At 33.9% G+C, this 26349-nt stretch carries 13 protein-coding genes; 7 read left to right on the top strand and 6 right to left on the bottom strand.

Features of this window, described 5'->3' with window-relative positions; genetic code table 11:
- Nucleotides 1–4 precede the first annotated feature (4 nt).
- Nucleotides 5–3115, bottom strand: a complete 3111-nt coding sequence (locus tag ACQ65T_RS06140) for a SusC/RagA family TonB-linked outer membrane protein (protein ID WP_430400210.1) — start codon at nucleotides 3113–3115, stop codon at nucleotides 5–7.
- 200 nt (nucleotides 3116–3315) lie between these two features.
- Between ACQ65T_RS06140 and ACQ65T_RS06135 the strand changes: the two genes are divergently transcribed.
- Nucleotides 3316–3915, top strand: coding sequence for a ribonuclease HII (locus ACQ65T_RS06135; RefSeq protein WP_430400209.1), 600 nt, complete (start codon nucleotides 3316–3318; stop codon nucleotides 3913–3915).
- On the opposite strand, the gene lipB is transcribed toward ACQ65T_RS06135, so the two are convergent.
- Nucleotides 3912–4619 carry a lipoyl(octanoyl) transferase LipB gene (gene lipB, locus ACQ65T_RS06130; RefSeq protein WP_430400208.1) on the bottom strand — a complete coding sequence of 236 codons (708 nt, stop codon included), beginning with the start codon at nucleotides 4617–4619 and terminating at the stop codon, nucleotides 3912–3914. The two genes, ACQ65T_RS06135 and lipB, sit on opposite strands and share 4 nt — an antisense overlap.
- A gap of 269 nt (nucleotides 4620–4888) precedes the next feature.
- Between lipB and lysS the strand changes: the two genes are divergently transcribed.
- The 3 genes from lysS (at nucleotide 4889) to ACQ65T_RS06115 (ending at nucleotide 7537) form a co-directional block, all read left to right on the top strand.
- Nucleotides 4889–6586, top strand: coding sequence for a lysine--tRNA ligase (gene lysS / locus ACQ65T_RS06125; RefSeq protein ID WP_430400207.1), 1698 nt, complete (start codon nucleotides 4889–4891; stop codon nucleotides 6584–6586).
- Between the two features lie 129 nt (nucleotides 6587–6715).
- A complete protein-coding gene (locus tag ACQ65T_RS06120; protein ID WP_430400206.1) occupies nucleotides 6716–7138 on the top strand; it encodes a Spy/CpxP family protein refolding chaperone in 423 nt (140 codons plus the stop codon).
- A gap of 72 nt (nucleotides 7139–7210) precedes the next feature.
- Nucleotides 7211–7537, top strand: a complete 327-nt coding sequence (locus tag ACQ65T_RS06115; RefSeq protein WP_430400205.1) for a hypothetical protein — start codon at nucleotides 7211–7213, stop codon at nucleotides 7535–7537.
- Nucleotides 7538–7571: 34 nt separating this feature from the next.
- Here ACQ65T_RS06115 and hemL read toward each other — a convergent pair whose 3' ends face one another.
- From hemL to ACQ65T_RS06095, 4 genes are read right to left on the bottom strand one after another with little or no spacing between them, the layout of a single operon-like run.
- The gene (hemL, locus tag ACQ65T_RS06110; RefSeq protein ID WP_430400204.1) at nucleotides 7572–8861 is read right to left on the bottom strand and encodes a glutamate-1-semialdehyde 2,1-aminomutase; all 1290 of its coding nucleotides are present in this window, start codon (nucleotides 8859–8861) and stop codon (nucleotides 7572–7574) included.
- A complete protein-coding gene (locus ACQ65T_RS06105; protein ID WP_430400203.1) occupies nucleotides 8861–9721 on the bottom strand; it encodes a glucosaminidase domain-containing protein in 861 nt (286 codons plus the stop codon). Before ACQ65T_RS06105 ends, hemL begins: the two co-directional genes overlap by 1 nt.
- A complete protein-coding gene (locus ACQ65T_RS06100; RefSeq protein WP_430400202.1) occupies nucleotides 9711–10607 on the bottom strand; it encodes a 1-aminocyclopropane-1-carboxylate deaminase/D-cysteine desulfhydrase in 897 nt (298 codons plus the stop codon). The genes ACQ65T_RS06105 and ACQ65T_RS06100 overlap by 11 nt, the downstream gene beginning before the upstream one ends.
- A gap of 56 nt (nucleotides 10608–10663) precedes the next feature.
- Nucleotides 10664–12520, bottom strand: a complete 1857-nt coding sequence (locus ACQ65T_RS06095) for a T9SS type A sorting domain-containing protein (RefSeq protein WP_430400201.1) — start codon at nucleotides 12518–12520, stop codon at nucleotides 10664–10666.
- 230 nt (nucleotides 12521–12750) lie between these two features.
- Here ACQ65T_RS06095 and ACQ65T_RS06090 point away from each other — a divergent pair, with 230 nt between their 5' ends.
- The 3 genes from ACQ65T_RS06090 to ACQ65T_RS06080 all read left to right on the top strand — a co-directional run bounded on the left by ACQ65T_RS06090 (nucleotide 12751) and on the right by ACQ65T_RS06080 (nucleotide 26213).
- Entirely contained in the window at nucleotides 12751–18792 is a 6042-nt protein-coding gene (locus tag ACQ65T_RS06090; RefSeq protein WP_430400200.1) for a GEVED domain-containing protein, read from the top strand.
- 207 nt (nucleotides 18793–18999) lie between these two features.
- A complete protein-coding gene (locus ACQ65T_RS06085; RefSeq protein ID WP_430400199.1) occupies nucleotides 19000–24363 on the top strand; it encodes a GEVED domain-containing protein in 5364 nt (1787 codons plus the stop codon).
- A gap of 155 nt (nucleotides 24364–24518) precedes the next feature.
- Nucleotides 24519–26213, top strand: a complete 1695-nt coding sequence (locus tag ACQ65T_RS06080; RefSeq protein WP_430400198.1) for a hypothetical protein — start codon at nucleotides 24519–24521, stop codon at nucleotides 26211–26213.
- The last annotated feature ends 136 nt before the right edge of the window (nucleotides 26214–26349 follow it).

The raw sequence follows: 26349 nt of genomic DNA, 5'->3' as shown, positions 1-26349 counted from the left end.
TTTATTAAAATGATGCGTTAATTGAGAAACCAAAAGTTCTAGTTGCAGGGTATTGACCTGTAACAGCTAAACCTTGATCGTTACCTGAAGTTCTTGATTGCTCTGGATCATTATACCCTCTGTTCTCTTTAGGTAAAACAATAAAAGGATTTCTTGCATTAACACCAACTCTTAAAGAAGAGATACCTGTGTTATCTAGAACTTTATTAGGCAATGAATAACTTAATGACAACTCTCTAACTTTAAACGCAGTAGCATCCAATACGAAGTTTTCAACAACAGCTCTATATTCATTAGAGAAGTAATTTAAGTAACTAGTGTAAGAGTTACCACCTGTAACAACTGAAGTGTTTTCAGTATAAACACCTGGAGCAGTTTCTATAGCAGAATTAGGGAAAATAAATCCACTTCTTCCGTTTTCAGCTGACTCATATAAGTGACCAGACCAAGATAACCAGTCTTTAGTTCCAGACCAGAATTGGTGACCAGTTCTATAATCCATAACAGCAGCTAATCTAACACCTTTAAACTCAACAGCAGTGTTGTAGTTAATGATGTAATCTGGAGTAGCTTGACCTAAGATTTCATAGTTATTTGTTCTTAAAGGATTACCATTAGTTGGGTCAATTAAAACTCTACCTTGGTCATCTCTTTGGTAAGCGATACCTTTAATTAAAGGAAACTCTTCACCTTTAGTTGCAAAAATACCAACACCTGTTCCAGTGAAGTTAACTAAAGCAATTTCATCAGCTTGATCAGTTACCTTATCAACAATAGATTTTGAAGTTGTATAAGCTACACGATTTTCCCATTTTAAACCTAAACCACCAAAATCAGACTTTTTAATTGGAGTAAATCCAAAATCAAGTTCAAATCCTGTAGTAGTCATTTGTCCAATGTTTGTTAACAAAGTATTAAGACCTGAACCAGCAGAAGTTGATTGGTTAGTAATTAAGTCAGTAGTAGTTGTTTTGTAAACAGAACCTTCAAAAGTAAATCTGTCATTTAAGAAACCTAAATTCCAACCAAACTCTGTAGTTGTCATAAACTCAGGAGATAAACCTGGATCTGTAGGAGATAAATTTGGAGCAAATGAATTCAATGTATTGAATGGGTAACCTGTTGCAGAACCATAAACATCATTTAATCCGTATGCAGCTAATCTTGAAGCATTACCAACTCTAACAATACTACCATATAATTTAGCATAGTTTAAAGTTTTGTTATTTCTTAGACCATCAAATGCTTTTGTTGGAATGAAAGAAACCCCAGCAGAAGGATAGAAATAGTTATTTTTCTCACCACCTGTAAATCTTGAATCCCAGTCATTACGAGCTGTTAAGTTTAACGTTAAATATTCAGAACCTTCTTCACCGTTACCTAAACCTAAGTCAACGTTAGCAAAGAAAGAGAATCTTCTTGTTCTTGAAAAACTATTACTTCTTCTTGGGTCTCCAGTAATGTTATCAATATTATAATAACCTGGTACTGTTAAGTTATCTCCACCTACACTTGTAAATTGAGACATTCTATCTTGAATATTGTTACCAACGTTTGCTTTAAATGAAACTTTGTTAGACAACATATAATCAAAGTTAACTAAGAAATCACCATAGTAGTTTCTTGCGTTTTGATTTGAAGTATCAAAAGATGAAATAGTAGTATGGTTACCACCTCCAACTTGTAATAAATCAATGTACTCATTAGTATAAGAAATAGCATTTGCTTGAGAAAACTGAATGTTAGCAACATAATTAAAATTAATGTGCTTGTTTAATTCATAGTTTAATGTAGCAATACCACTCATGTAATCAGAACGGTTAATGTTTCTGATGTTATCTCTCATCCAGTAAGGATTTCTGTAGTAAGAAGTCCAGTGACCCTCATTACCAGAATTTTCAAAACGCTCTACAGGAATATTTGTAGCTGTTTGTAATAATTCAGTAAATAAACTTGATGAAGTAGTTTGAGTTTTTTGAGTAATGTAGTTAACGTTACCATCAACAGACCATTTTCCGAATTTTTTACCTGCTCTAAATAAGAATGAACTTCTATCCAATCTATCTTTATCAACAACGAATTCAGTATTTTGTCTGTTAGCAGATAATAAAACATATCCATCTTCTGGAGTACCTCCACTAATAGATACACCATTCTGCATTACAGTACCTGTACCAAAAAATTCTTTAATATTATCCTTAATAGAAGAATAAGGAGCCATGATATAAGTACCATCAGCTTGAGCTAAACCAACAGGTCTTACAACACCGTCAAATTCAGCACCCCATCCACCATTTTCATAAGAAACGTGAGTTCCATTCCAACCTTGACCATAACGTCTTTGTCTTTGAGCAATAAAAGATACTTCTTCAAAATCCATAGATGAATTTACAGAAACTCTTAATTTACCTTCTTTAGAACCTCTTTTAGTTGTAACGATGATTACACCATTTACACCTTGCTCTCCGTATAAAGCAGCTCCTTGAGCACCTTTTAATACGTTAGTAGATTCAATTAATTCTGGAGCTAAAGCTTGTAAAACACTTGCAGAAGAGATTACATTATCAATAACTACTAAAGCCTGGTTATTACCAGAAATCGATCTGTTACCACGTAAAACAATTCTAGTAGTAGCATTTACACCATTATTAGTAGTGTTAATTTGCAAACCAGAAACCTTACCTGCTAAAGATTGAACAACGTTAGGGTTAGCTGCTTGAGTTAACTCCTCAGCTTTAACCAATTGAGTTGATGATGTAATTTGATCAACTCTCTTTTTGATACCTAATGCACCAGTAACAATAACTTCAGATCCTGTAAGAATATCTTCTTGCATTACCATGTCAATTTTGTTAGATGCACCTACAGTAGCTGTAGTTTTTTTCATACCAGTGTAAGTAAACACTAATACATCACCTTGTTTTGCTTTGATAGAATAGTTTCCATCAAAATCTGTAGTTACCCCATTAGTTGTTCCTTGAACAACAATATTAGCTCCTCCTAAAGGACCTAATGCATCAGATACTACACCTGTGACAGTTTTCTCTTGCGCGAACGAAAACTGCATTGAAAACGCCATTAAAAGCGTAAAAATCCATTTAAACTTCGATCTCATATTAAATTTATTTGAGTTAGTTATTTCGCAAACTTCTTAATTATTTCTTAAATAACCAAATAAAACTAAGGAATATTCGTAATTAATTTTGTTAAATTTTTTAGCGCTAAACTTATTGTTTACGAAACAATCTTACTTATTAGATGCATTATTCGCAGTATGGTTGCGTTAAAAATTATATTTTTGACAAAAAATAAATTATGTTAAGTAAATGTTATACAGACAAAATAATAGAATGCGGAACCGACGAGGCAGGTAGAGGATGTCTTGCAGGTCCAGTTACTGCAGCAGCAATAATACTGCCCGAAAGTTTCAATTTAAAATTACTAAATGACTCCAAAAAGGTTTCAGAAAAAAACAGAGCAAAATTAAAACCTTTAATAATAGATCAAGCTGTTTCATTTGGAGTAACACATATAGAGCCTCAAATTATTGACGAAATAAATATATTAAATGCATCAATTTTAGCGATGCAGGAATCTATTCTTAAATTAGTTCCAGAACCACAACATATTATTGTTGATGGAAATAGATTTAAACCACTAAAAAACATTCCTTACACTACCATAATAAAAGGAGATAGTAAATATATGAGTATTGCAGCTGCATCTATTCTTGCAAAAACATATAGAGATGCTTACATGGATAAAATTCACGAAGAATTTCCAATGTATAACTGGAAACAAAACAAAGGCTATCCCACAAAAGAGCATCGAGAAGCTATAAGAAAATATGGAATTACAAAATATCATAGAAAATCATTCAGATTACTACCCGAACAATTAACACTTGATATTTAATTAATAATTTTAGACTCAAAAAGGGTTGCAAAATGCTGGAGTATTTTCCCTTTTACTTCATCTTCATTAACCTTCTCAACACCCAATTCAACATTTAAAGAGGTAACAGCTTTACCTTTTATCCCACAAGGAATAATATTATCAAAGTAACCCAAATCTGCATTGACATTTAAAGCAAATCCATGCATAGTAACCCAACGGGAAGCCCTGACTCCCATAGCACAAATTTTTCTAGGAAACGGGGTGCCTATCCCCAACCAAACACCTGTTTCTCCTTCACTACGAGTTGCTGAAATCCCATACTCTGACAACGTAAGAATTATTGACTCTTCTAAGAAACGTAGGTATTTATGAATATCAGTAAAAAAATTCTCTAAATCAAGGATTGGATACCCTACAATTTGTCCTGGGCCATGATAAGTAATATCTCCTCCTCTATTTATTTTGTAGAAAGTTGCTCCTTTTTCTGCTAGTTGTTTTTCCGAAAGTAACAAATTAGAAAAATCACCACTTTTACCCAATGTATATACATGCGGATGTTCAACATACAAAAAATAATTTGGCGTTTGAAGTTGTAGTTCTTCTCTTCTGTTTCTGATTTTTAAATCGACAATTTCTTTAAAAAGCTCTTCTTGGTAATCCCAAGTTTCTTTATAGTCTTTACTGCCTAAATCTTGAAACTTTATTTTTTTATTTTGAAGCACGGAATTGTATTGAAAATTAATTTTACAAATATACAAATGATTTATCTAATAGCCCTGAGAGGAATGGCATCCTTTTTTGTCCTTCGGCAAAAGCTCAGGATGACAAAAAAGATAGAATGAATGGCAGGAATTACAAATCCAAACAAAGCTAAAGTTTGAGCTCTTAACAAATTGTTAGATTATTGGATTTGATGCTAAAACTTTTAAACTCATAAACTTTTAAACTTCTAAACTAAAACTTATCTTTGCAGACTTAAAATTAAAAAATTATGCAACTTTCAGAACAAGAAATTATCCGAAGAGAAAAGTTAAATAGTTTGCGTGAATTAGGAATCAACCCTTATCCAGCAGACTTATTCCCAGTTAACCATACTTCTAAACAGGTCAAGGATAATTTTGAAGAAGGTAAACAGGTCATTTTGTCTGGAAGAATCATGAGCAACAGAGACATGGGAAAAGCTTCTTTTGTTGAATTACAAGACAGCGAAGGAAGAATTCAATTGTATTTTAATAGAGATGTAATTTGCCCAGGTGAGGATAAATTAATGTACAATCAGGTGTTTAGAAAACTTACTGATTTAGGTGATTTTATAGGGATTGAGGGAGAATTATTCTTAACTAAAGTAGGAGAAAAATCGATAAGAGTTGATAAATTTACCTTTTTAAGTAAAACATTACGACCATTACCTTTACCAAAGAAAGATGAAGATGGAAACACACATGATGCATTTGTAGATCCTGAATTACGATACAGAATGCGTTATGTAGATTTAGTCGTAAACCCTCAAGTAAAAGAGGTTTTTGTAAAAAGAACTAAATTATTTACAGCCATGAGAACTTTCTTTAATCAAGCGGGTTATATGGAAGTTGAAACTCCGGTTTTACAATCAATTCCTGGTGGAGCAGCTGCACGTCCATTCATCACACATCACAACAGTTTAGACATTCCATTATACATGCGAATCGCTAATGAATTATACCTAAAAAGATTAATTGTAGGTGGTTTTGATGGTGTTTATGAGTTTTCTAAAAATTTCCGAAATGAAGGAATGGATAGAACACACAATCCTGAATTTACAGCAATGGAAATTTACGTAGCCTACAAAGACTACAATTGGATGATGGAATTCACCGAAAACCTATTAGAATATTGTGCAATACAAGTAAATGGAACTACCGAAAGTACTTTTGGAGATAAAAAAGTAGATTTCAAAGCACCTTATGCTCGTGTAACAATGACGGATGCAATCAAGCAATTTACAGGTTTTGATATAACCGGAAAAACGGAAACTGAATTATTTGAAGCCGCTAAAGGAATGGGAATTGCCGTTGATGAAACAATGGGTAAAGGAAAGTTAATCGATGAAATTTTCGGAGAAAAATGTGAAGGCAACTTTATTCAACCGACATTTATTACAGATTATCCAAAAGAAATGTCCCCTTTATGCAAACAACACAGAGATAATCCTGATTTAACAGAACGTTTTGAACTAATGGTTTGCGGAAAAGAAATTGCAAATGCGTATTCAGAATTAAATGATCCAATTGACCAAAGAGAACGTTTTGAAGCTCAAATGGAATTAGCTGCTAAAGGAGATGATGAAGCAAATGGAATTATTGATGAAGATTTCTTAAGAGCTTTAGAATATGGAATGCCGCCAACTTCTGGTTTAGGAATTGGAATGGATCGATTAATCATGTTTTTAACCAACAATGCATCCATTCAAGAAGTTTTATTCTTTCCACAAATGCGACCTGAGAAAAAAGGTCCAGAATTAACTCAAGATGAAAAACACATTATTGAAATACTTAAAGCAAATGAAGGAATTTCAATTGGTGATTTAAAAATAAAATCAGAATTAAGCGGAAAAAAATGGGATGCTGCAAGTAAAGGAATCAGCAAACATGGTTTAATGAAAATAAAAGTAGACGGGGAAAGTAAAATTGCCGAGTTTACAGGGAAATAAGATTTTCAAAATATTTATATTAAAGAGTGCTTATTTTTATAAGCACTCTTTTTTTATAAAATTATCACAACAATTAAACCTTTTTAAATTTCAATTGTCTTAATCACATAACAATTAAAAACACAAATTATGAAAAAATTATTTTTAGCAGCACTTTTATCATTATCAATGATCACTGTAGCACAAGAGGAAGGACATGGAGGAGACCAACTGACTGTTGAACAAAGAACTGAATTAAAAATCAAGAAAATGACTTTAGATTTAGATCTTAATTCAAAACAACAGCAAGAGTTAAAGACATTATTTCTTGAAGAAGGAAAAAAAATGGAAAGCAAGAAAGAAGAGATGAAGGCAAAAAGAGAAAAAAAAGAAAAGCTTACTGCTGAAGAACGATTTGAATTGAAAAACAAAATGTTAGACAAGCAAATTGAAATGAAGGCGAAAATGAAAAAAATTCTTACTCCTGAACAAATGTCTAAGTTTGAAAAAATGAAAGACAATAAGCCAAATAGAATGCAGAAAAAAGAGCGAATGCATCATCCAAAAAAGTAATTAATCTCTTTATTTGGTTGCAAAACATTTTTAGTTTATTTTTGTTTGTATCTAAACTATAAAAAACCCAAAATGAAAAAATTTATTTCTTTATTTATTTTATGCTTTACTTTAAGTTTCTCAGCTAATGCTCAGGAATCAAATAAAGATGAAATGCAAACTTTAATAGAAAATGACATCAAGTCATTATCAGAATATATCAAAATTGATAACGAAGTTGCGAAAGAATTACACTATGTCTTTTTACAAAAACAAAAAGAAAAAGCTGAAATTAATGGTGAAGAAGCTGAAATAATGCTTGAAAGAAAAATTACTTCTAAACTTGAATCGGTTTTAGGCAAAGAAAATTTTTCCAAACTATCAAAAAATAAAGCTTTACTTAACAAGTTAACTCATTAATAAAAAAATCCCAATCATTTGATTGGGATTTTTTTTATTTTAATTCCTTAGAAACTTCATCAATACATTTTATTGTATAATCTAAATCTTCATAACAAAGCGCATCGGTAATAAACCAAGTTTCATAAGCTGATGGAGCAATATAAACTCCTTTTGAAAGCAAACCGTGGAAGAACTTCTTAAACAAATCATTATCACCGTTTTTAGCAGTTTCAAAATCGTAAACACTTTCCTTGTGAAAATGAACAGATATCATTGACCCAACTCTATTAATTGTGAATTCAACGTTGTTTTTTGCTAACTTCTCTCTAATTCCAATTTCTAAATATTTTGTTTTTTCTTCTAGTCTAGAAAATAAATTTTTATCTTGATTAATATTCTCTAACATTGAAAGTCCTGCTGCCATAGCTAATGGATTTCCCGACAAAGTACCTGCTTGATAAACAGGTCCAAGAGGAGATAAATAGTTCATTATTTCATTTCGAGCAGCAAAAGCACCAACAGGCAAACCTCCTCCAATAACCTTTCCAAAACAAACAATATCAGCTTTTACATTGTATAATTCCTGAGCACCACCTTTAGCCAGCCTGAATCCAGTCATTACTTCATCAAACACAAGCAAACTATTGTTTTCATCACAAACCTTTCTTAAATCGTTTAAAAAACCATCATTCGGAGGTATACAGCCCATGTTTCCCGCCACAGGTTCAATGATTATTGCAGCTATTTCGTTTTCATTAGCTTCAAATAAAGCTTTAACATTTTCAATATCATTATAATTGGCCAACAATGTATCTTTTGCTGTTCCTTCAGTGACACCTGGACTATTAGGTACACCAAAGGTACTCAAGCCACTTCCTGCAGCAATTAAAAAGGAATCTGAATGTCCGTGATAACAACCTGAAAATTTTATTATTTTATCTCTTTTTGTATATCCTCTAGCAAGTCTAATAGCACTCATACATGCCTCTGTACCTGAATTAACAAATCTAATTTTATCTATATTTGGTACCATAGATATTGCCAATTCTGCAATCTTTGTTTCAAGCTCTGTAGGAGTACCAAAAGAAGTGCCTTTTTTTGTTCTTTCAATAATTGCATTTACTACAGGCTCAAACGCATGACCTAAAATCATTGGCCCCCATGAATTGATATAATCCACATATTTATTTCCATCTTCATCAAACAAATAAGCCCCTTTGGCTTCTTTGACAAATATTGGAGTTCCACCAACACCTTTAAATGCCCTTACTGGCGAATTAACTCCTCCTGGAATAACTTTATTTGCTTCAACAAATAATTCGCTACTTCTCTTATACAACATTACTTAATTTTAATTTTTTGATCAATTGACAATGAGTTATCACTCATGTTATTCATTCTCTTTAATTCCTCAACAGTTAAATCATACTTTCTAGATAAAGAATACAACGTATCTCCTTTTTCAACAACATGATAAAATTCATTATTTTCTTTAATAATTTCGGGCTGAAAATGATAATCACGATTCAAAACTTCATTATCATATTCATAGAGTTGGTACCTCTCAATAATACCAATTAATTTATCAGGATATTTTGGATCTGTAGCATATCCAGCAGCTTTTAAACCTCTAGCCCATGACTTATAATCTCCTTTATCCAAGTTAAACAATCCATTATATCTACTTCTTGAAGTTAAAAACAACGAATGATCTCTATATGATTCTGATGGATCTTGATATTTTCTAAAACATTCTTGTGCAGCATCATCATCATGTGAAACAGACTCACCTGTCCAACCTGTATGACATTTAATCCCAAAATGATTATTGGCAATTGTACATAATCTTCCTTTACCCGCTCCAGACTCTAAAACACCTTGAGCAAGCGTAATACTGGCTGGCACACCATGTTCTTTCATATTATGTTTAGCTACTTCTTTAAATCTATCAATATAGACTTTTACATCATCTGAAGTAGTTGATACTTTTGAAGTCGCAACTAATTCTTCCGAAGTATTCGTTTCTTTTGATTGAGCAACAGAAGTTTCGGTCTTTGGTTTAACAACTTCCTTAACAGGCTGCTTTTTTGTAGAAGTTCTGTTAGTATTTGGTTTAGAAACAGTTCTGACAACAGGTCTCTTAGAGCTACAACTTACCATCAAAATAGTAAACACTAAAAAAAGAATTTTTTTAAAAATCATAATTAATTATTTCTTTATTTTTTTTTCTCAACAAATCATTCATCCCTTTAATACCTTGCAATCCTCCAGTATGAATCATTAAAATTTTAGAATTATTTGAAAAATAGTCCTTTTTAATTAAATCATAAACTCCATAAACCATTTTACCTGTATAAATAGGATCCAAAGGTACATTCGTTTTTTTATGAAACTCATTTATAAAAGCAATCAACTCATCATTTACCTTACCATATCCTCCAAAATGATAATCAGTATTTAACGCCCAATTGTTCTTGTTTACAAAATTACTAATTTGTTCAGAAAGAAAGTCACCTTTAAGAGAAGAAAATCCAAGTATTTTTTGAGACACAAAAGAAGAATTAATGATTCCCGAAATCGTACCTCCTGTTCCTACAGAACAACATACATGCGTAAAATCATTCAAGTCTTCTGTTATAATTTCTTCACATCCCTTTATAGCAAAATCATTTGTTCCGCCCTCGGGAATAACATATTGATTTTCAGTTTCTAAATTAAATTGATCCAAAAAAGATTCATCACTTTTATTTTTGTACATTTCTCTAGATACAAAAACAAATTTCATTCCTAAACTTTGAGCTAATTGAAGGGTTGGATTATCAGAGACCTTATCTATCAATTCCTCTCCCCTAACAACACCAATCGTGTTAAACCCGTTTTCTTTACCTGCAGCAGCAACTGCTAAAATATGATTTGAAAAAGCCCCTCCAAAAGTCACCAAAGTATCTGCTCCTTTTCTCTTAGCTTCAATTAAATTATATTTTAGCTTTCTAAATTTATTACCAGAAATAAGTGGGTGCAATAGATCTTCTCGCTTAATAAATAAGGAAATATTTTTATCATTATTCAGGTTAATCTTTTGAATCATATAAAACAAAAAAAAGCAGCTTATTACTAAGCTGCTTTGTATAATTATAATAAAATTTATTTTCTATAAATTGAAACTTTTTTATCAATTGATAAATTGTCTCTAGTGTTCAACTTAACAATATAGATACCGTCACTTAAACCTGATGTAGAAATTTCATATTGATCTGATTTACCTAAATTTAATTTAGATACTACAATTTTACCAGTAACATCATACAAGCTTAATGAAGTAACATCTTTTTTCAATGTATTCACAATTGTTAACATTGAATTGTTATTGTTTTGAAACACTTGAAAAGAATTAAGATCATTATCATTGGTATTTAATACTTCATTGAAATTTTTAAATGTAATTTCAAAACGAGTTTTATTATCACCAACAGGAAGATTCATGTCAAAAATTCCGTTTTTTATATCATAATAGATGCCTGTTTCTTTATCGTGCATATACACTTTTTGAGAATCATCAAAATCATAAGCATCAATAACAGAAACTTTAAAATTTGCTTGTTGATTTGTTCTAAATCCTACAGGTATTCTTTTATCTATATCAAAGTTTGTAGCTAAAGCTGTAAAGCCTTCAGCCTCGCCTTCAATAATATAATAAAATTCCATAGGAGTTAAATTTGAAGCTGAATGGCCATCAAATCCGAAATCAAAACCATCTGTAGCTCTATCGTCTAAAGCTAAAGTTGTAGGAGCAGTTGGTCCGTTATTATAAACTGCATTAATTTTTAAATGTGGAGATGAACCTTTTTTCATTTGCGTGTAATCAATACCTGCAACGTTAGGAATTTCAGGGTAAAATTCTGGATCTATCAACCTGTCTTGACCAGAATTTCTTTCAAATTCAGACTCATTAGCGACACCTTCTTTAACGAAAACTCTGTAATAATTTCTCATTGTTACATTACCAGCAACAGCACCCCTAACCATAAATCCCTGACCTACAGGTGAAAACTTTCTTTCATAAATAGTTCCAGGATCTGCGATATTAATTTCTTGATTACCTGAACTGTCATAATTCCAAAAAGCAGCTGGAGTATATATATTAGTTGCCGGAGTATATATACCATAACCTCCATTATAATCAGTAATATAATGAGTTGAACCAGCTTGTTCCCAAAAATAAGCAACCCCTGTAGAATTAGGATTTCCTAAAATTGCCGGAAAACCATCACTAGCTCCACCAATTAAAAAATGTTTCAAATTAATTGCACTTGGATAAGGATTACCTACCAAAGTAAAGTTACCCACAGAAACCAAATTAGACATCGATCCGTCATTTGGTAATCCTCTAAAATCATATCTTTGACCGCCTGCATTATTTGCCACCCCTTCAGTTGCATCAGCAATTGTTCCATCAGCCAAATCAGTACCTTTCATCGTAAAACCTAAACCAGGAGCTATTGTAGATGCAGAACCCACCAATCCCCATTGAGCATAAGTACTTGATGTTGAAAAAGTATAAATCCATCTAGGAGCAATAGACAAAGGAGTAGACAATCCATCAAGAGCAGACATAGGCAACATTGTTGCAGCAGTACTTGCTGTTAAAGTAGTAGGTCTATTCAATCTAGTGATTCCAAAATTTTGATTACCAGCAGCAGCATTAGGAACACCTACAGGCGAACACCAATAATTATATTTTGTTGCACCCGAAGTTCCTTCTTGAAAAATTGACAAGTTACCCAAACCTCTATTAGCACCTGCACCAGCAGTTCCTTGAAGAAGTTGAGAATTATTCCTCAAATAAAAATTACTTGTAGCGGCATTTAAATTTACGTCTTGTGTAACATAAACAAACTGATCATTTACAAACACATAACTGTTAGGGCTAACATACATTTGCGAGAAGCAAATTGCCGTAAACCCTGCTGTTAAAGCTAAAGTGAGTAGTAATTTTTTCATAGTCAATTATTTAGAATTAGTAACATAACAAATATAAAGCTTTTTTTTTAGCCCACAAGGAATTTTTAACTAAAATAATTTATTCGATGAACGGTAAGTTTTTATAGATTAAAATCACAAAAATTAGAAATTTGTTATATTTAAAACAATCAACAATTTAACTATATAATATTCAAAAGAATTATTTTTTTTATATATATTTACCACACTATATGTTAAAAAACTGTCTTATGAATAAAAATTACTTAACATTAACTATAAAAACAATGGATAAATCAGCTGCAAAACTGAATTCATTTTTCATTCTTATTGCTTTCTTTTTTGGAATTAACTTAAGTTTAGCGCAATCTCCTGCTACATACACTACTTCTGGCACTTTTACAGTTCCATTAGGTGTTACAAGCATTACTATTGATTGTATTGGAGCCGGTGGTTCTGGAGGAACAGGAAGAGGAAATAATAATCAAGGGGCCGGTGGTGGGGCCGGTGGTCAATATGCGAGATCTACTATAGCAGTTTCAGCTGGACAGGTTTACACTGTTACCGTAGCTGGAATAACAATTGCACCAAGTGGAACAAATTACCAAAACGGTAATACTGGAAGCTTTTCAGAGGTAACTCGTTTAGCAGTTACACATGCAAGAGCTAATGGAGGAAATGGTGGTATTGCCGCTAATGCTTCTCGAGCTGGAGGAATTGGAAATACTACTGGAGCAGTAGGAAATGTTGTTGTAAGAAGAGGTGGTAATGGCGGTAATGGAACCGCAAGCGCTAGTGGTGCAGGTGGTGGTGGTGCAGGAACCACAGCTAATGGAGGAGATGCAACAGGTACTACAGCAGGAACTGGAGCCACTTTATTGGGAGGAAATGGTGCACCAGGATATGCTGCTAATAATCCAGGGACTTCAGGATTTGATTATGGTGGTGGAGGTTCAGGAGGAAGAAGAGATAATACTGGAGGAAATGGCGCTCAAGGTTTTGTACAAATAACATACACTTGCCCTGCATTAGTTTCAAACGCAGGACCTAACCAAACATTAGCGGCATGTGCTACAACAGCTACTTTAGCTGCAAACACACCGGTAAATTCAACTGGTTTATGGACAGTAGTTTCTGGATCAGGAGCAGTTACAACACCAACCTCTCCTACTTCAGGGGTTACCGGTATTGTACCAGGAACACCTTTAGTTTTAAGATGGACAGTTTCTAATGGTTCATGTGGCTCTACAAATACTACTGTAACCATTACTTCTCCAATTGGAGCAGGTTGTTTAGCATATTGTACACCAAGTTTTACTTCAGGTGTTGAACCAATAAGCAATGTAACTTTTAACACAATAAATAATAGTTCTGCAAATGTTTGTGGAGCAGGTTCTCAATATGAAAACTTTTCAGCAACTAGCACAACTGTTATAAAATCTTCAATTTATAATTTATCTGTAACAGGAAATACTTGTGGAAATTTTACAAATTACATTAGAGCATATGTTGACTGGAACATAGATGGTGACTTCTTAGATGCTGGAGAAAGTTTTGACCTTGGAACAATTGTCAATACAACTACAGGGCTAGTAACGCTTCCAATAACAATTCCTGCAGGCGCAACAACAGGTGCTGCAAGAATGAGAATTATGAAAAGATTTAATGCTTATTCTGCAAATGCATGTGAAACTGGCGCAGGATTTGGTCAGGCAGAAGATTATACACTTAACATTATTGATCCAGCACCTTGTGTTACACCAACGACACAACCAACTGCATTAGTATTAACACCTGCAAGCAGTACAATAAACGGAACATTTACAGCTGCAATACCAGCTCCTAATAGCTACTTAGTGGTTATGAATACTACTGGGGTTACACCAACACCAACAAACGGAACAACTTACACTATAGGTTCTACAGTGCTTGGAGGAACAAATGTAATTATAGACACAGATTCTAATACGAGTTTTTCTGCTACTTTATTAGCACCAAATACAACTTATTATTTCTTTATATATTCATTCAATAACTTTTGTACTGGAGGACCTTTGTACAGGACTGTAACTCCATTGACTGGAAACGCAACAACTCCATTAACATATTGTACAGTTGCTGCACAAAATGTTGGATTTAACGACGGTATAACTAGAGTTCAATTTAATACAATTAACAACATAACTTCTGCAAATGCAGGAAATGAATACAATGATTATACTGCAATAAGTACAACCGTTACTCAAGGACAATTTCACAACTTGAGTGTCTATGTAAATACTGATGGAGCATTTACACAATATCAAAGAGCATGGTTTGATTGGAATAGAGATGGTGATTTTGACGACGCGGGAGAAGCATACAACTTAGGATCTGCTACAAATGTAGCTAACGGAATAAGTTCACTTTGTCCTTTATCAGTTTTAATTCCTGTCACTTCAGTAACAGGAGCAATTAGAATGAGGGTTTCTTCTAGATATAATACATATGCAAATCCTTGTGATACTGGTTACGATGGAGAAATAGAAGACTATACTATTATCATAAATGCTGCTCCACCTTGTGTGGCACCTACTGCTCAACCTACTGCTTTAATACTAACTGCAGGAACTCCTTCTGGAACTGCAATTAATGGAAATTTCGTTGCAGCAATACCAGCAGCACAAAGTTATTTAGTAGTAATGAACACTACTAATATTGCACCAACTTCACTTATTACAAATGGATCAACATATACAATAGGTGGAAGTATTGGAGTTGGTAATACTGTAGTAGATACCGATACAAATACTACATTCACTGCTACGGGATTAAATAATTCTACAACTTATTATTTCTTCATTTATTCAATGAATAATTTATGTAGCGGCGGACCATTATATAGATTAGTAAGTCCTCTAACAGGAAATGCTACTACTACAGCAACAAACCCAACATATTGTACTCCAGTTACGGTTAACCCTAACAACACTAATAGATATATCAGTAGGGTAGCTTTTATTGGTACTTTAAATGACACAGACAACATAAGTACGTTTTCAGCTGCTACTCCAGGATACCAAGACTTTACCGGATTAGCTGCAAAATCTATTCAAGCTCAAGGAGAAGGAGTTAACTTGATAGTTGAAGGAATTGGTGGTAGAGCGAAACTAATCGCTTGGATCGACTGGAATAAAAACGGCCTTTTTGAAGACTCAGAAATTGTATATAACCCTGGAGCTGCAGGAATTTCAGCTACATTCGGATTCGTAATTCCTTCTGGAACTGTTCCTGGAAATTATAGAATAAGAGTAAGAACTTTTAATAGTTTTTATAATGATGGAAATCCAATGAATGGTAACCCAGACGAATACTTTGGATATAATTTCAATTCTTGTGAAACTTTTAATACCGGAACAATAGGTGGTTTTCCTACTACACAATATGGTGAAGCTGAGGATTATTTATTTACTGTCATACAACGCTGCGATGCTAATATTTTAAGCGTTACAGATGGTCAAGTCTGTAACTCAGGAACAGTAACATTAAGCGCAACAGGAACTGCAGGTACAACTCAATACAGATGGTATGCAAATGCTACCGGAGGAGCTCAATTGGCAGGTTCTCCGACAGTTGGTAGCTGGACTACCCCATCAATTTCTACAACTACTACATATTATGTTACAGCATTTAACGGCTCATGTGAATCATTAGTAAGAACTCCAGTTGTAGCAAATGTAAATAGTGTACCAACTCTAACATTTACACCATCTTCACCTGAAACATGTGGAGAAAATAATATAATATCCCTAACAGCGTCTGGTGATAAACAACTGTCGAATTTATTATTTGAAAATTTTGAAAGCGGACTTGGGTCTTTTACAAATGTAAACTCAGACCCTTCTGCAGCAAATATTAAAAATGATACTAGATGGACACAAAGAAGCAGTACTCATATTCCTGCAGCAGGAATCTCATGGAAGCCAGCAATCTCTAGTGGATTAGCTCCAAATAGTTTTGCTTTAGCAAATGCTGACCCAGGAACTGCTCCAACGACTTTAATTGAGAACTCATTAGTGTCAGGTGTATTAAATTCTACTGGATATTTAAACCTTACAATGACGATGAAGTTCTACTACTCTCGTTATTACCCAGACAATACTAACAATGCAGATGAATTTGTTCGAATTCAAATTTCTCAAAATGGAGGAACAACTTGGACAACTCTAGGAACTGATATTGTAGCAGATACAGGAATAGGAACAAGATTTGCGAACCTAAGTTTTAATCTAAACGCATATATCAACCAAACAAACCTAAGAGTAAGAATATTACATCATTCATTAGGTAGCGTTACAGGTTGGTTACCAGATGGAGTTGCAGTAGATGATATTAAAATATTTGGCGAAGTTCCATTAGGAACATCATTTAACTGGGTAAGTGTTCTACCTGTAGACGCCTACCAAGATGCAGCATGTACTATTCCTTATGTTTCAGGAACACCTGCCATAATAGTATATATAAAACCAACTTTAGCGCAATTAGAACAAACAACTTATTCTTTTACCGCAAGTGCTTTATTAAGTAATGGTTGTTCAGCGAGTAGTCTTGTTTCAATAAACAATAAATCGAAAGTTTGGAAAGGTAGTACTAATGGAGATTGGAACAATGCAAACAACTGGTCACCAGTTGGTGTGCCTGATGCGACAACTTGTGTAATTATACCACCTGCTCCAAATAATTCTTTAGTTGGAGGAACAAGTTTTAATGGTTTTGGTAAGACATTACAAGTAATTAACGGAGGTAATTTAAGAATAGACCCAACAAACACTTTAACTATTACAGATTTAGTTGAAGTAAGAGGAGGAACAAGTATATTTGATATTGAAAATTCAGCAAGTCTAATTCAAATAAATAATGTTGCAAATATTGGAAACATTACGATGAGAAGAACTGCAACTGCCGGTGCTTTAGACTATGTATATTGGTCAACTCCTGTAGCTGGGTTTAGCATAAACAATGTACTTCCTACAGCAGGTATAAATAGATACTTATGGAATCCAACTGTAAATAATGGAGGAACTTATGCAGGTAATTTTGGAAACTGGTCTGTTGCCGCAGGTGCAATGACAACTGGTAGAGGTTATATTAAGTTAAATTCTGGAGGCACAACAAACTTTGTTGGTGTCCCAAACAATGGTAACATAAGTATTCCTATTACAAGAGGTACATATAATCTTCCTGGAACCTATGTGGGACCAACAGCAACTCCAGTAACGAGAGATGACGACAATTGGAATTTACTTGGGAACCCTTACCCTTCTGCAATAAATGCTGTTGATTTCTTAGCAGCTAATACAGGCATTAGCGGATTTGTTAAAGTATGGTCACACGGTACATTACCAGTTAGTGCAGTTGATCCATTCTATCAAGATTTCGTTTTAAATTACACTACTTCTGACTACATTACAACTAATGGTGTTGGAAGCACACCTCCAGGTTATGACGGAAGAATTGGAGCAGGACAAGGTTTCTTTGTATTAATGAACCATGCTACAGCCACTCCAGGAACAGTTGTATTTAATAATACTATGAGAAGTAATGCATATAGAAACGATCAATTCTATAGAAGTGATGATGAAAAAAACAGAATTTGGTTAAGTATTATCTCACCTTCAAATACTAGCATTACTACTTTAGTTGGTTACGTAACAGATGCAACAAATAATTTAGACAATATGTATGATGCAATTGCTCAAGGTGTAAAAACTAATTTTGAATTGTATTCAATTGCAGAAAGTCAAGAATTAATTATTCAAGGTAGAAGTTTACCATTTAACCAAAATGATGAAGTTCCATTAGGTGTATCAATTCCTCAAAATGGGATTTACACAATTGCAATTTCAAATGTTGACGGATTATTTACTGATTTAAGTCAAGGTATTTATATAGAAGACAAACAATTGGGTATTATCCATGACTTAAGAACTGCTCCTTATACATTTACAGGAACAGTAGGAAGAGATGAAAACAGATTTACTTTACTTTATAATTCTTCAAGATTATCTCAAGATGATATTAATTTTGTAAACAATGTTTTAGTAGCTACTAATGAAAATGTGACTGTTTATTCTTCAACTGAATCAATAGACAGCATTGAAGTATATGATCTTCTAGGGAAATTAGTAAAAAGTTACTCAAATATTAATTCTTCAGAATTCATATTAAATAATTTAAATAAAAATGATACTACTTTGTTATTGAAAATTAAATTAAATAACGGTTCAATTGTAAATAAGAAAATAATTTTCTAAAACTCCTTATTTAAAATAAAAACAAAAAGGGTTTATGCTAGCATAAACCCTTTTTTTATACACTTAATCGGCAAAAATTGTATTTTATCTATTTTAACGACATTATTATTAACAACTTATCAATAATATAGGTGAAATTTCACTAAAAAAAATATATTTGTAAATAGAAATTAAGTATAAACTAATCTTATTTAATCTTTACATTGAATGAAATATTACAAATTATATCAAAGAGCGAATTACATCATTAAAAAAATTCTTTCTATATACATTTTACTGTTCTCTTGCATACTGTTTTCACAACGAAATGATTGCGATAACAATGCTGGAGGAGAATTAACAGTAAATAGTTCTTGTACAACCACAACTTTTGACTCAAACAATAATACCGATTACTGGAACAGTGCAACTGGTTGCAGCGGAACTGATAATGATGATGTTTGGGGTTGGTTTGACGCAACAAGTACATCTACTACAATTACCTATCAACCAGCAGCAAATAGAGATGCAATATTACATTTATTTACTGGCGCTTGTTCGGTAACTATGAGTGCTTTAACATGTTCAAATACAGGAGGTGATGGTGTAGCTGAAACAATCACTTACTCCACAACTATAGGAACAAGATATAGAGTTAGAGTTCAGAGAAACGGAAGTGATAACAACATGTCAGGAACAATATGCGTATATAATTCTGCCCCCCCATCTTCAAACTTTACATGTGCTACTGCAGACAGCTTACCATGTGCCACTACATCTTTAGCCGGAACAACAGTTGGTTCACCCGGAACACCTGCGCACGGAACAGGTTGTTCAATGAGTAACTATGGTGCTTGGTACACCTTTGTTGGAGACGGTCAATTAACAACAATTTCTTCAACTGCAGGAGCTGGGTTTGACCATGAAATGTCTATTTCAAGTGGTACTTGTGGAAGCCTTACAAATATAACATGTCAAGACTCTGGCTTCACAGCAGGAACCGAATCTTATACTTTTACAACGACAATAGGAACCAATTATTACGTATATATTGCAGACTACTCTACTTTTGGCTCAACTACAGGGACATTTACAATTTCAAGAACATGTACCGCTCCAATTGCTAACGACAATTGTTCAGGCGCTGTTAACGTAACTGTAAATCCAACGAGAACTTGTACCGCAACAACTTCTGGGACTTTATTTGGCGCAACAGATTCTGGAGTAACAGGTAGTACTTGTGGAGGAACAGATGATGATGATGTTTGGTTCAGCTTTGTAGCAACTTCTACAACTCATCACATTGAATTATTAAACGTTGCTGGAAGTACTACTGATTTATACCATGCTGTCTATGCTGGATCATGCGGTACACTTGGAGCAGCAATATTGTGTTCTGACCCCAATACAAGTGTTGTTTCAGGGTTAACAATTGGAAATACTTATTATCTTCAAATATATTCTTGGACAAGTACGAGTGGACAAAACAGCACATTTGATATTTGTATTTCAACTGATCCCCCGTGTACTACACCAGCAGCACAAGCAACTGGATTTACACCAGGAACAATAACCTCAACAGCATTTCCGGCAACTTTTTCAGGAACAGCTGACTCTTATCTGGTAATAAGATCAACATCAGCAACCCCTCCTACTCAACCAGTTAATGGAGTTATTTACAATAATGGAAACGTAGGAACATTAGGAACAGGACTTAGCTTTATTCAATCTGGGACTTCAACTACAATTATAGGGAATGGATTATCAGGCAACACTCAGTATTATTATTTCATTTATGCTTACAATAATACAAATTGTTCCGGAGGACCTTTATATAATGCAGCTGGAGCATTAACCGGAAATGCAGTCACATGCCCCGTTACTCCGTCGCCAGCTTCAACAAGTTCTACTATAAATTCAATAAACTTTTCTTGGACTTCTTCAATAGGTGGAGGAGCAAATGCTGTTACTTATCAGTTACAAGTTACAACTGATGCAGGATACACCGCAAATGTTCCAGGGTCGCCATTCACAATAAATGATCCAACCGTTACATATAATTTAACAGGTTTAACTGCAAATACAACATATTATTATAGAATAAGAGCAAACAATGGATGCTGGAGTACATATACTACTGGTTCAGCAACTACTGGTTATTGCGCAGCTACTAATTCATCTAATACAACTTATTATATTAGCGGCATAACTACAACAGGTGGTGTTGCTAACATAAACAATACACCAACTGGATTTTCAGCTGGAGGATATGCTAACTACACTGCAATGGTTGTTTCTCAAGATGCAGGTTTGAGCTTTAACATTACAGCCACTCACCCTTCAAGCACTTACGGATATACTGTTTGGGTAGATTGGAATAACGACCTTGATTTCAACGACGCCGGTGAAACAGTAATTTCTACTGGTTATTTAGCAACACCTGCTGCTCTAGGAACTGTTACTATTCCAGGTGGAACTCCTCCAGGAAACTACAGAATGAGAATTAGAAATGCTTATTTAAGTAATCCTGCTCCTGCTTGTGGCAGTTTCGCATATGGAGAAGCTGAAGATTATACAATTACAGTATTAGTTCCTGCACCATGTAGTGGTACACCAAATGGAGGAACAGTAACTACTACACCTAACACAAGTTGGCCGGGAAGCGCTTACACAGTATCTTCTACAGGATATTCTTATGCATCAAACTTAACTTATCAATGGCAATTTAGTACAGACGGAGGAACCATATGGACAAATGCCGGAGCAGCATCTAGTTCATACGCTGATTATTCTGCTACTGCACCAGCGAGTGGAATAGTTCACTGGCAATTATTAGTTACATGTTCAAATAGCGGTCAAACCGGTACATCATCTACAGGAATCTTTACAACCATGGAAGTTAGTGATGTTGAAACAGGTTGTCCTAATGTAATATCTGGAGGATTTGGTTTAGCAGGAGCTGACCCAGCAGCATTTAACTGTACAGACGCCTCAACTTGTGTAGATCTAGAAGCGACTTATTTAGATTTAGGAGACACTTCAAGCTATTTAGTTGAACCTATACAATATAATCCACCATTTAGTTTTAGTGGTCTAGCAAACCCTGTTAGTGTCAATACTGATGATATATGGTCACCATTAATAAATTTACCTTTTGATTTTTGTTTCTACGGGAATACTTATAATCAGTGTTTAATAGGCTCTAATGGGGTTATTACGTTTGATACATCTGTAAACAATAGCCCTGGAGGATATTGTAGTTGGGAATTTGACTCTTCAGATCCTGGAAGTTTACCAATAAGCGGTCACAATGCATTAGTTGAAAACTCAATCTTTGGAGTGTTTCATGACATCAATCCTGGTGCAGGTGGAGAAGTGGGTTGGGAATTAATAACGTTACCATCTGGATGTAGAGCATTAGTAGCATCATGGTCTAATGTTCCTATGTTTGATGAAAATGTAATTCTTTATACTGGAATGATGGTGTTATATGAAAATTCAAATATAATTGAAGTATATATACAGGAAAAAAATATAGATAATTTTGGTGCAGGAACATGGAACGATGGAAATGCAATAGTGGGTATTCAAAATGCTAATGGTACAATAGCATCCGTTGCTCCTGGAAGAAACGGATTAGATGCAAACTGGACATCTACTAATGAAGCTTGGCGTTTTGTTCCAAATGGAACTTCAATTACTACTCTTCAATGGTATGAAGGATCAGGTGTTTCAGGCCCTGCAATAGGAACAACAGATGTAATAAATGTATGCCCAACTTCAACAACTACTTATACTGCAGAAGTAACTTATACACTTTGTGACGGATCAACTATAACTGAAATAGAAGAGACAACTGTAACCGTAAACGGAGCGAAAGTCTGGAACGGCTCAGTTGATACGGACTGGGACAATGATAACAATTGGGCTCCGGTTGGAAAACCTACCGCTCTCGATTGTGTAGTAATTCCGAATGTTTTGAATGACCCTATAATATCTGGTACTGGTTATAATGGATTGGGGTTAAACATGAGTATTCAAAACAATGCGAACTTAACCGTTTACACTGACAATGCCGTAACAATAACAGATTGGGTAAACATTAACTCTTCTGGGATTTTAAACTTACAAAACAGTGCAAGCTTGGTACAAGTGAACAATATAGCAAATATAGGAAATATAAATATGGAACGTATTGCTAATGTAAGATTACAAGATTATTCTTATTGGTCATCTCCAGTAGCAGGTTTTCCAGTACAAAATGTATCACCGCTTACTCCTGCAGGTTTCATTTTCGAATGGGGAACAACAGCTATGAATACAAATGGCGGTCAAGGAACCTGGATGAATACTACTGAAAACATGATACCTGCCAAAGGGTACATTCTTCGTGCTCCATCAGGTTTCAGTAATGCTTCTCCAAGTGCTTTAACTACAAACTTTATTGGGGTACCTAATAATGGTACATTTACCCCAACAATTTATAGAGGAACTGATTATTCTACTACAGGTACTCAAGGTATTCCTAGAGCAATTACAGATGACAACTGGAATCTTGTAGGAAACCCTTACCCATCGGCTATAGGTGTAAATGAGTTTTTAACCTTACCGGCAAACAGTGATATTGTGGGTGGTGTTAGAATATGGACACACGGGCAATTACCAACAAATGCTTCAGATCCTTTTTACCAAGACTTTGTAACCAACTACTATCCTTCTGATTACATAACTATCAATTTGACTGGAGCAACAAGTGGACCTGGAGATTATAAAATTGGAGCTGGTCAAGGATTTATGGTTCTTATGAGTGCTGGTGCGCCTGGTTCTAGTTCAGTAACTTTTGATAATTCTATGAGAAGCGCTGCTTTTGCAAATAACCAATTCTACAGAAATGGAAACTTCCAGGATAAAGAAAATAATATTGAACAAAATAGAATTTGGTTAGATTTAGTAAGTCCAACAGGTTTAGTTAATAGAACACTAGTGGGATATGTAACTGGTGCTACACAAGCAGAAGATTATCTATATGACTCTTTTACTGATTATAAGCCTAGTCAGAACTTCTATTCATTGATTGGAAATGAACCAATGGCAATTCAAGGAAGAGCTTTGCCTTTCGACGATAACGATAAAGTGAACTTAGGTATTAAAGTTTCTGAAGAAGGACTATACAGTATAGCAATAAGCGAATTAGATGGCTTATTTGAAAACACAAATCAAAATGTATATATAGAAGATCTAAGCATAAATATAATTCATAATCTTAGAGACACTCCTTATCACTTCATGACGACAGCAGGAAATATTAATAATAGATTCGTATTAAGATTCAAAGATAAAAATACAGATACTGAAGAATTAATTGAGAATGATGTATTGTTAATTTCAAATGATATTTTATCTATAATTTCAACAAAAAACAAGATAAGGTCTATAACAATTCATGATGTGATTGGAAGATTAATCAGTAATAAGAAAAATCTAAATACAAACGAATATTCATTTAATTCATTACAAAAAAACAATACTACCCTATTGGTTAAAATTGAATTAACAAATGGACAAACAATAACTAAAAAAGTAATTTTTTAAAAGTTAAATAATTTTAAAGCAAAGGGCTTAGTTTAAAACTAAGCCCTTTTTTATTTCAATTGAAATAAAAAAGATTTTAACATAAAATTTGGATTATTATTATTATTTTTCTAAATTTGACAATCATTACATTTTTAAAATAATACATAGCAATTATGAAAAGAAAACTACTATTAATTACGTTTATTTCATCAATTGGGCTGTTTGCTCAAGTTGGAGTTGGAACTACTACACCTAGAGGAGCTCTAGATATAAATTCAAGCACTACAGGAATGATTCCACCAAGAGTAGCTTTAACAGCAACTAATGTTGCAGCACCAGTTGTAAATCCACAAGGAGGTGCTTTAGTAGCAGGTACACTAGTTTGGAATACAAATACTGCTGGTGTGATACCAACTAATGTTGCACCGGGAATGTATTATTGGGATGGCACTCGCTGGGTTTCTTTAGCAGGTTCACCAGGAGGTTTAGATTGGTCAATTATTGGAAATGGAGGTATTGACGGGGGTGTTACTGGAATTACAGGAGTTCCTGCAACTTTGGGAACGCATTTTGTTGGAACCTATGACGTAACCAACTTTGACGTTAGAACTTCAGGTTTACCAGCAGCACGTTTTTCATCTCTAGGAGAGTTTTTCATTGGAGACATCGAAACAGTATTACCTGGCGACCTAATGAACGCAGTTAGTGAAGGAAATGCTACCTTTCCATGGGCTGTAAATGGCTACACAGATCAAGCCGGCGGAGGTATTTATGGATCTACAACGGGAGGAAATACAGCATTTGCATCTGTACAAGGCGAATATGATGGAACTAGCACAGTAAGCGCAGGTGTTCGTGGTACAAATTTTGCTTCTATCACACTTAACGGAACCAATTTTGCAAACCCAATCTCTGGTGTCAATGGAGCATTACCTAACACTGCACCTGGGACTTACTCAAGAACAAATCAATTTGGTGTCTATGGAGCAAATTCATCTAATACTGGAAGAACTGTTGGAGGAGTATTAGGTGTGAATTTTCAAAATGGTGCGTTTGGAATGGTAGGTTACGAAAGAAGTAACGGAGCCAATGTTGGGGTTTTATCATCAGTAGCAGTTGTAGTTGGGGGAGCTAGATCATCCAATGATTCAAATGCTTCAATAGGAGTTGCAACTCAAGGGGGGTTTTTAGGACTTCATACCAAAGGAAATCAATATGGTTTAATTACAAAAGGAGAACTAGCAGGACAATACATTGATGGATCATCAATCTCAAATAAAGGTTATGCGGTAGTTAACACAAGTTCAAGTGGAAACAAAACAGTAACTTATGCATCAACTTCTACAACAGTTGATTTATCTACAAAAGGAGCTGGTAAATTAGTAAATGGTTTTGCAAAAATCTCTTTTGATAGAAATTATTCGCAATTAACTGCCAAAGACAAACCAATTATTGTTACAGTAACTCCAATGGGAGAATCAAATGGCGTACACATTGTAGAGGTAAATAATGATGGTTTTATTGTGAAAGAAAATGGAAACGGAACTTCAAATGTTTCATTTTACTGGATTGCTATAGGTGAAAAAGCTAATGCAAATGAGTTAAATGTTCCTAAAGATTTACTAGAAAAAGATTTTGACACCAATTTAGATAGTTTCTTAACTATTGATGAAGATAAAGGTACTTCTAAAGCAATGTGGTGGAATGGAACTAATTTAGAGTTTGGAAATTATGCGCCTTCAAATCAAAATGAAAAAATTGAAATAGCAACAAAGCCAGAAGAAACTCAACGTTTAAATCCAAATAAAAAGAGAACTAAAAAAGAAAATTTAAGAGCATCTCAAATAAAAGAGCTCACTAAAGAATAAATACTAAAATTTAATATAAAAAAACCAGCCTAATAGCTGGTTTTTTTGTTTTTAAACGGAAAAATATTGTGTTTTAACGATTGTATTAAATTTATTAATATATAACGAATATAATATACATATATTTATATTAATA

It is taken from the genome of Flavobacterium sp. (assembly GCF_965284515.1).
Taxonomy (GTDB): Bacteria; Bacteroidota; Bacteroidia; order Flavobacteriales; family Flavobacteriaceae; genus Flavobacterium.
Note: the sequence above shows the minus strand (reverse complement) of the source record. Positions and strands in the feature narration are given on the sequence as shown.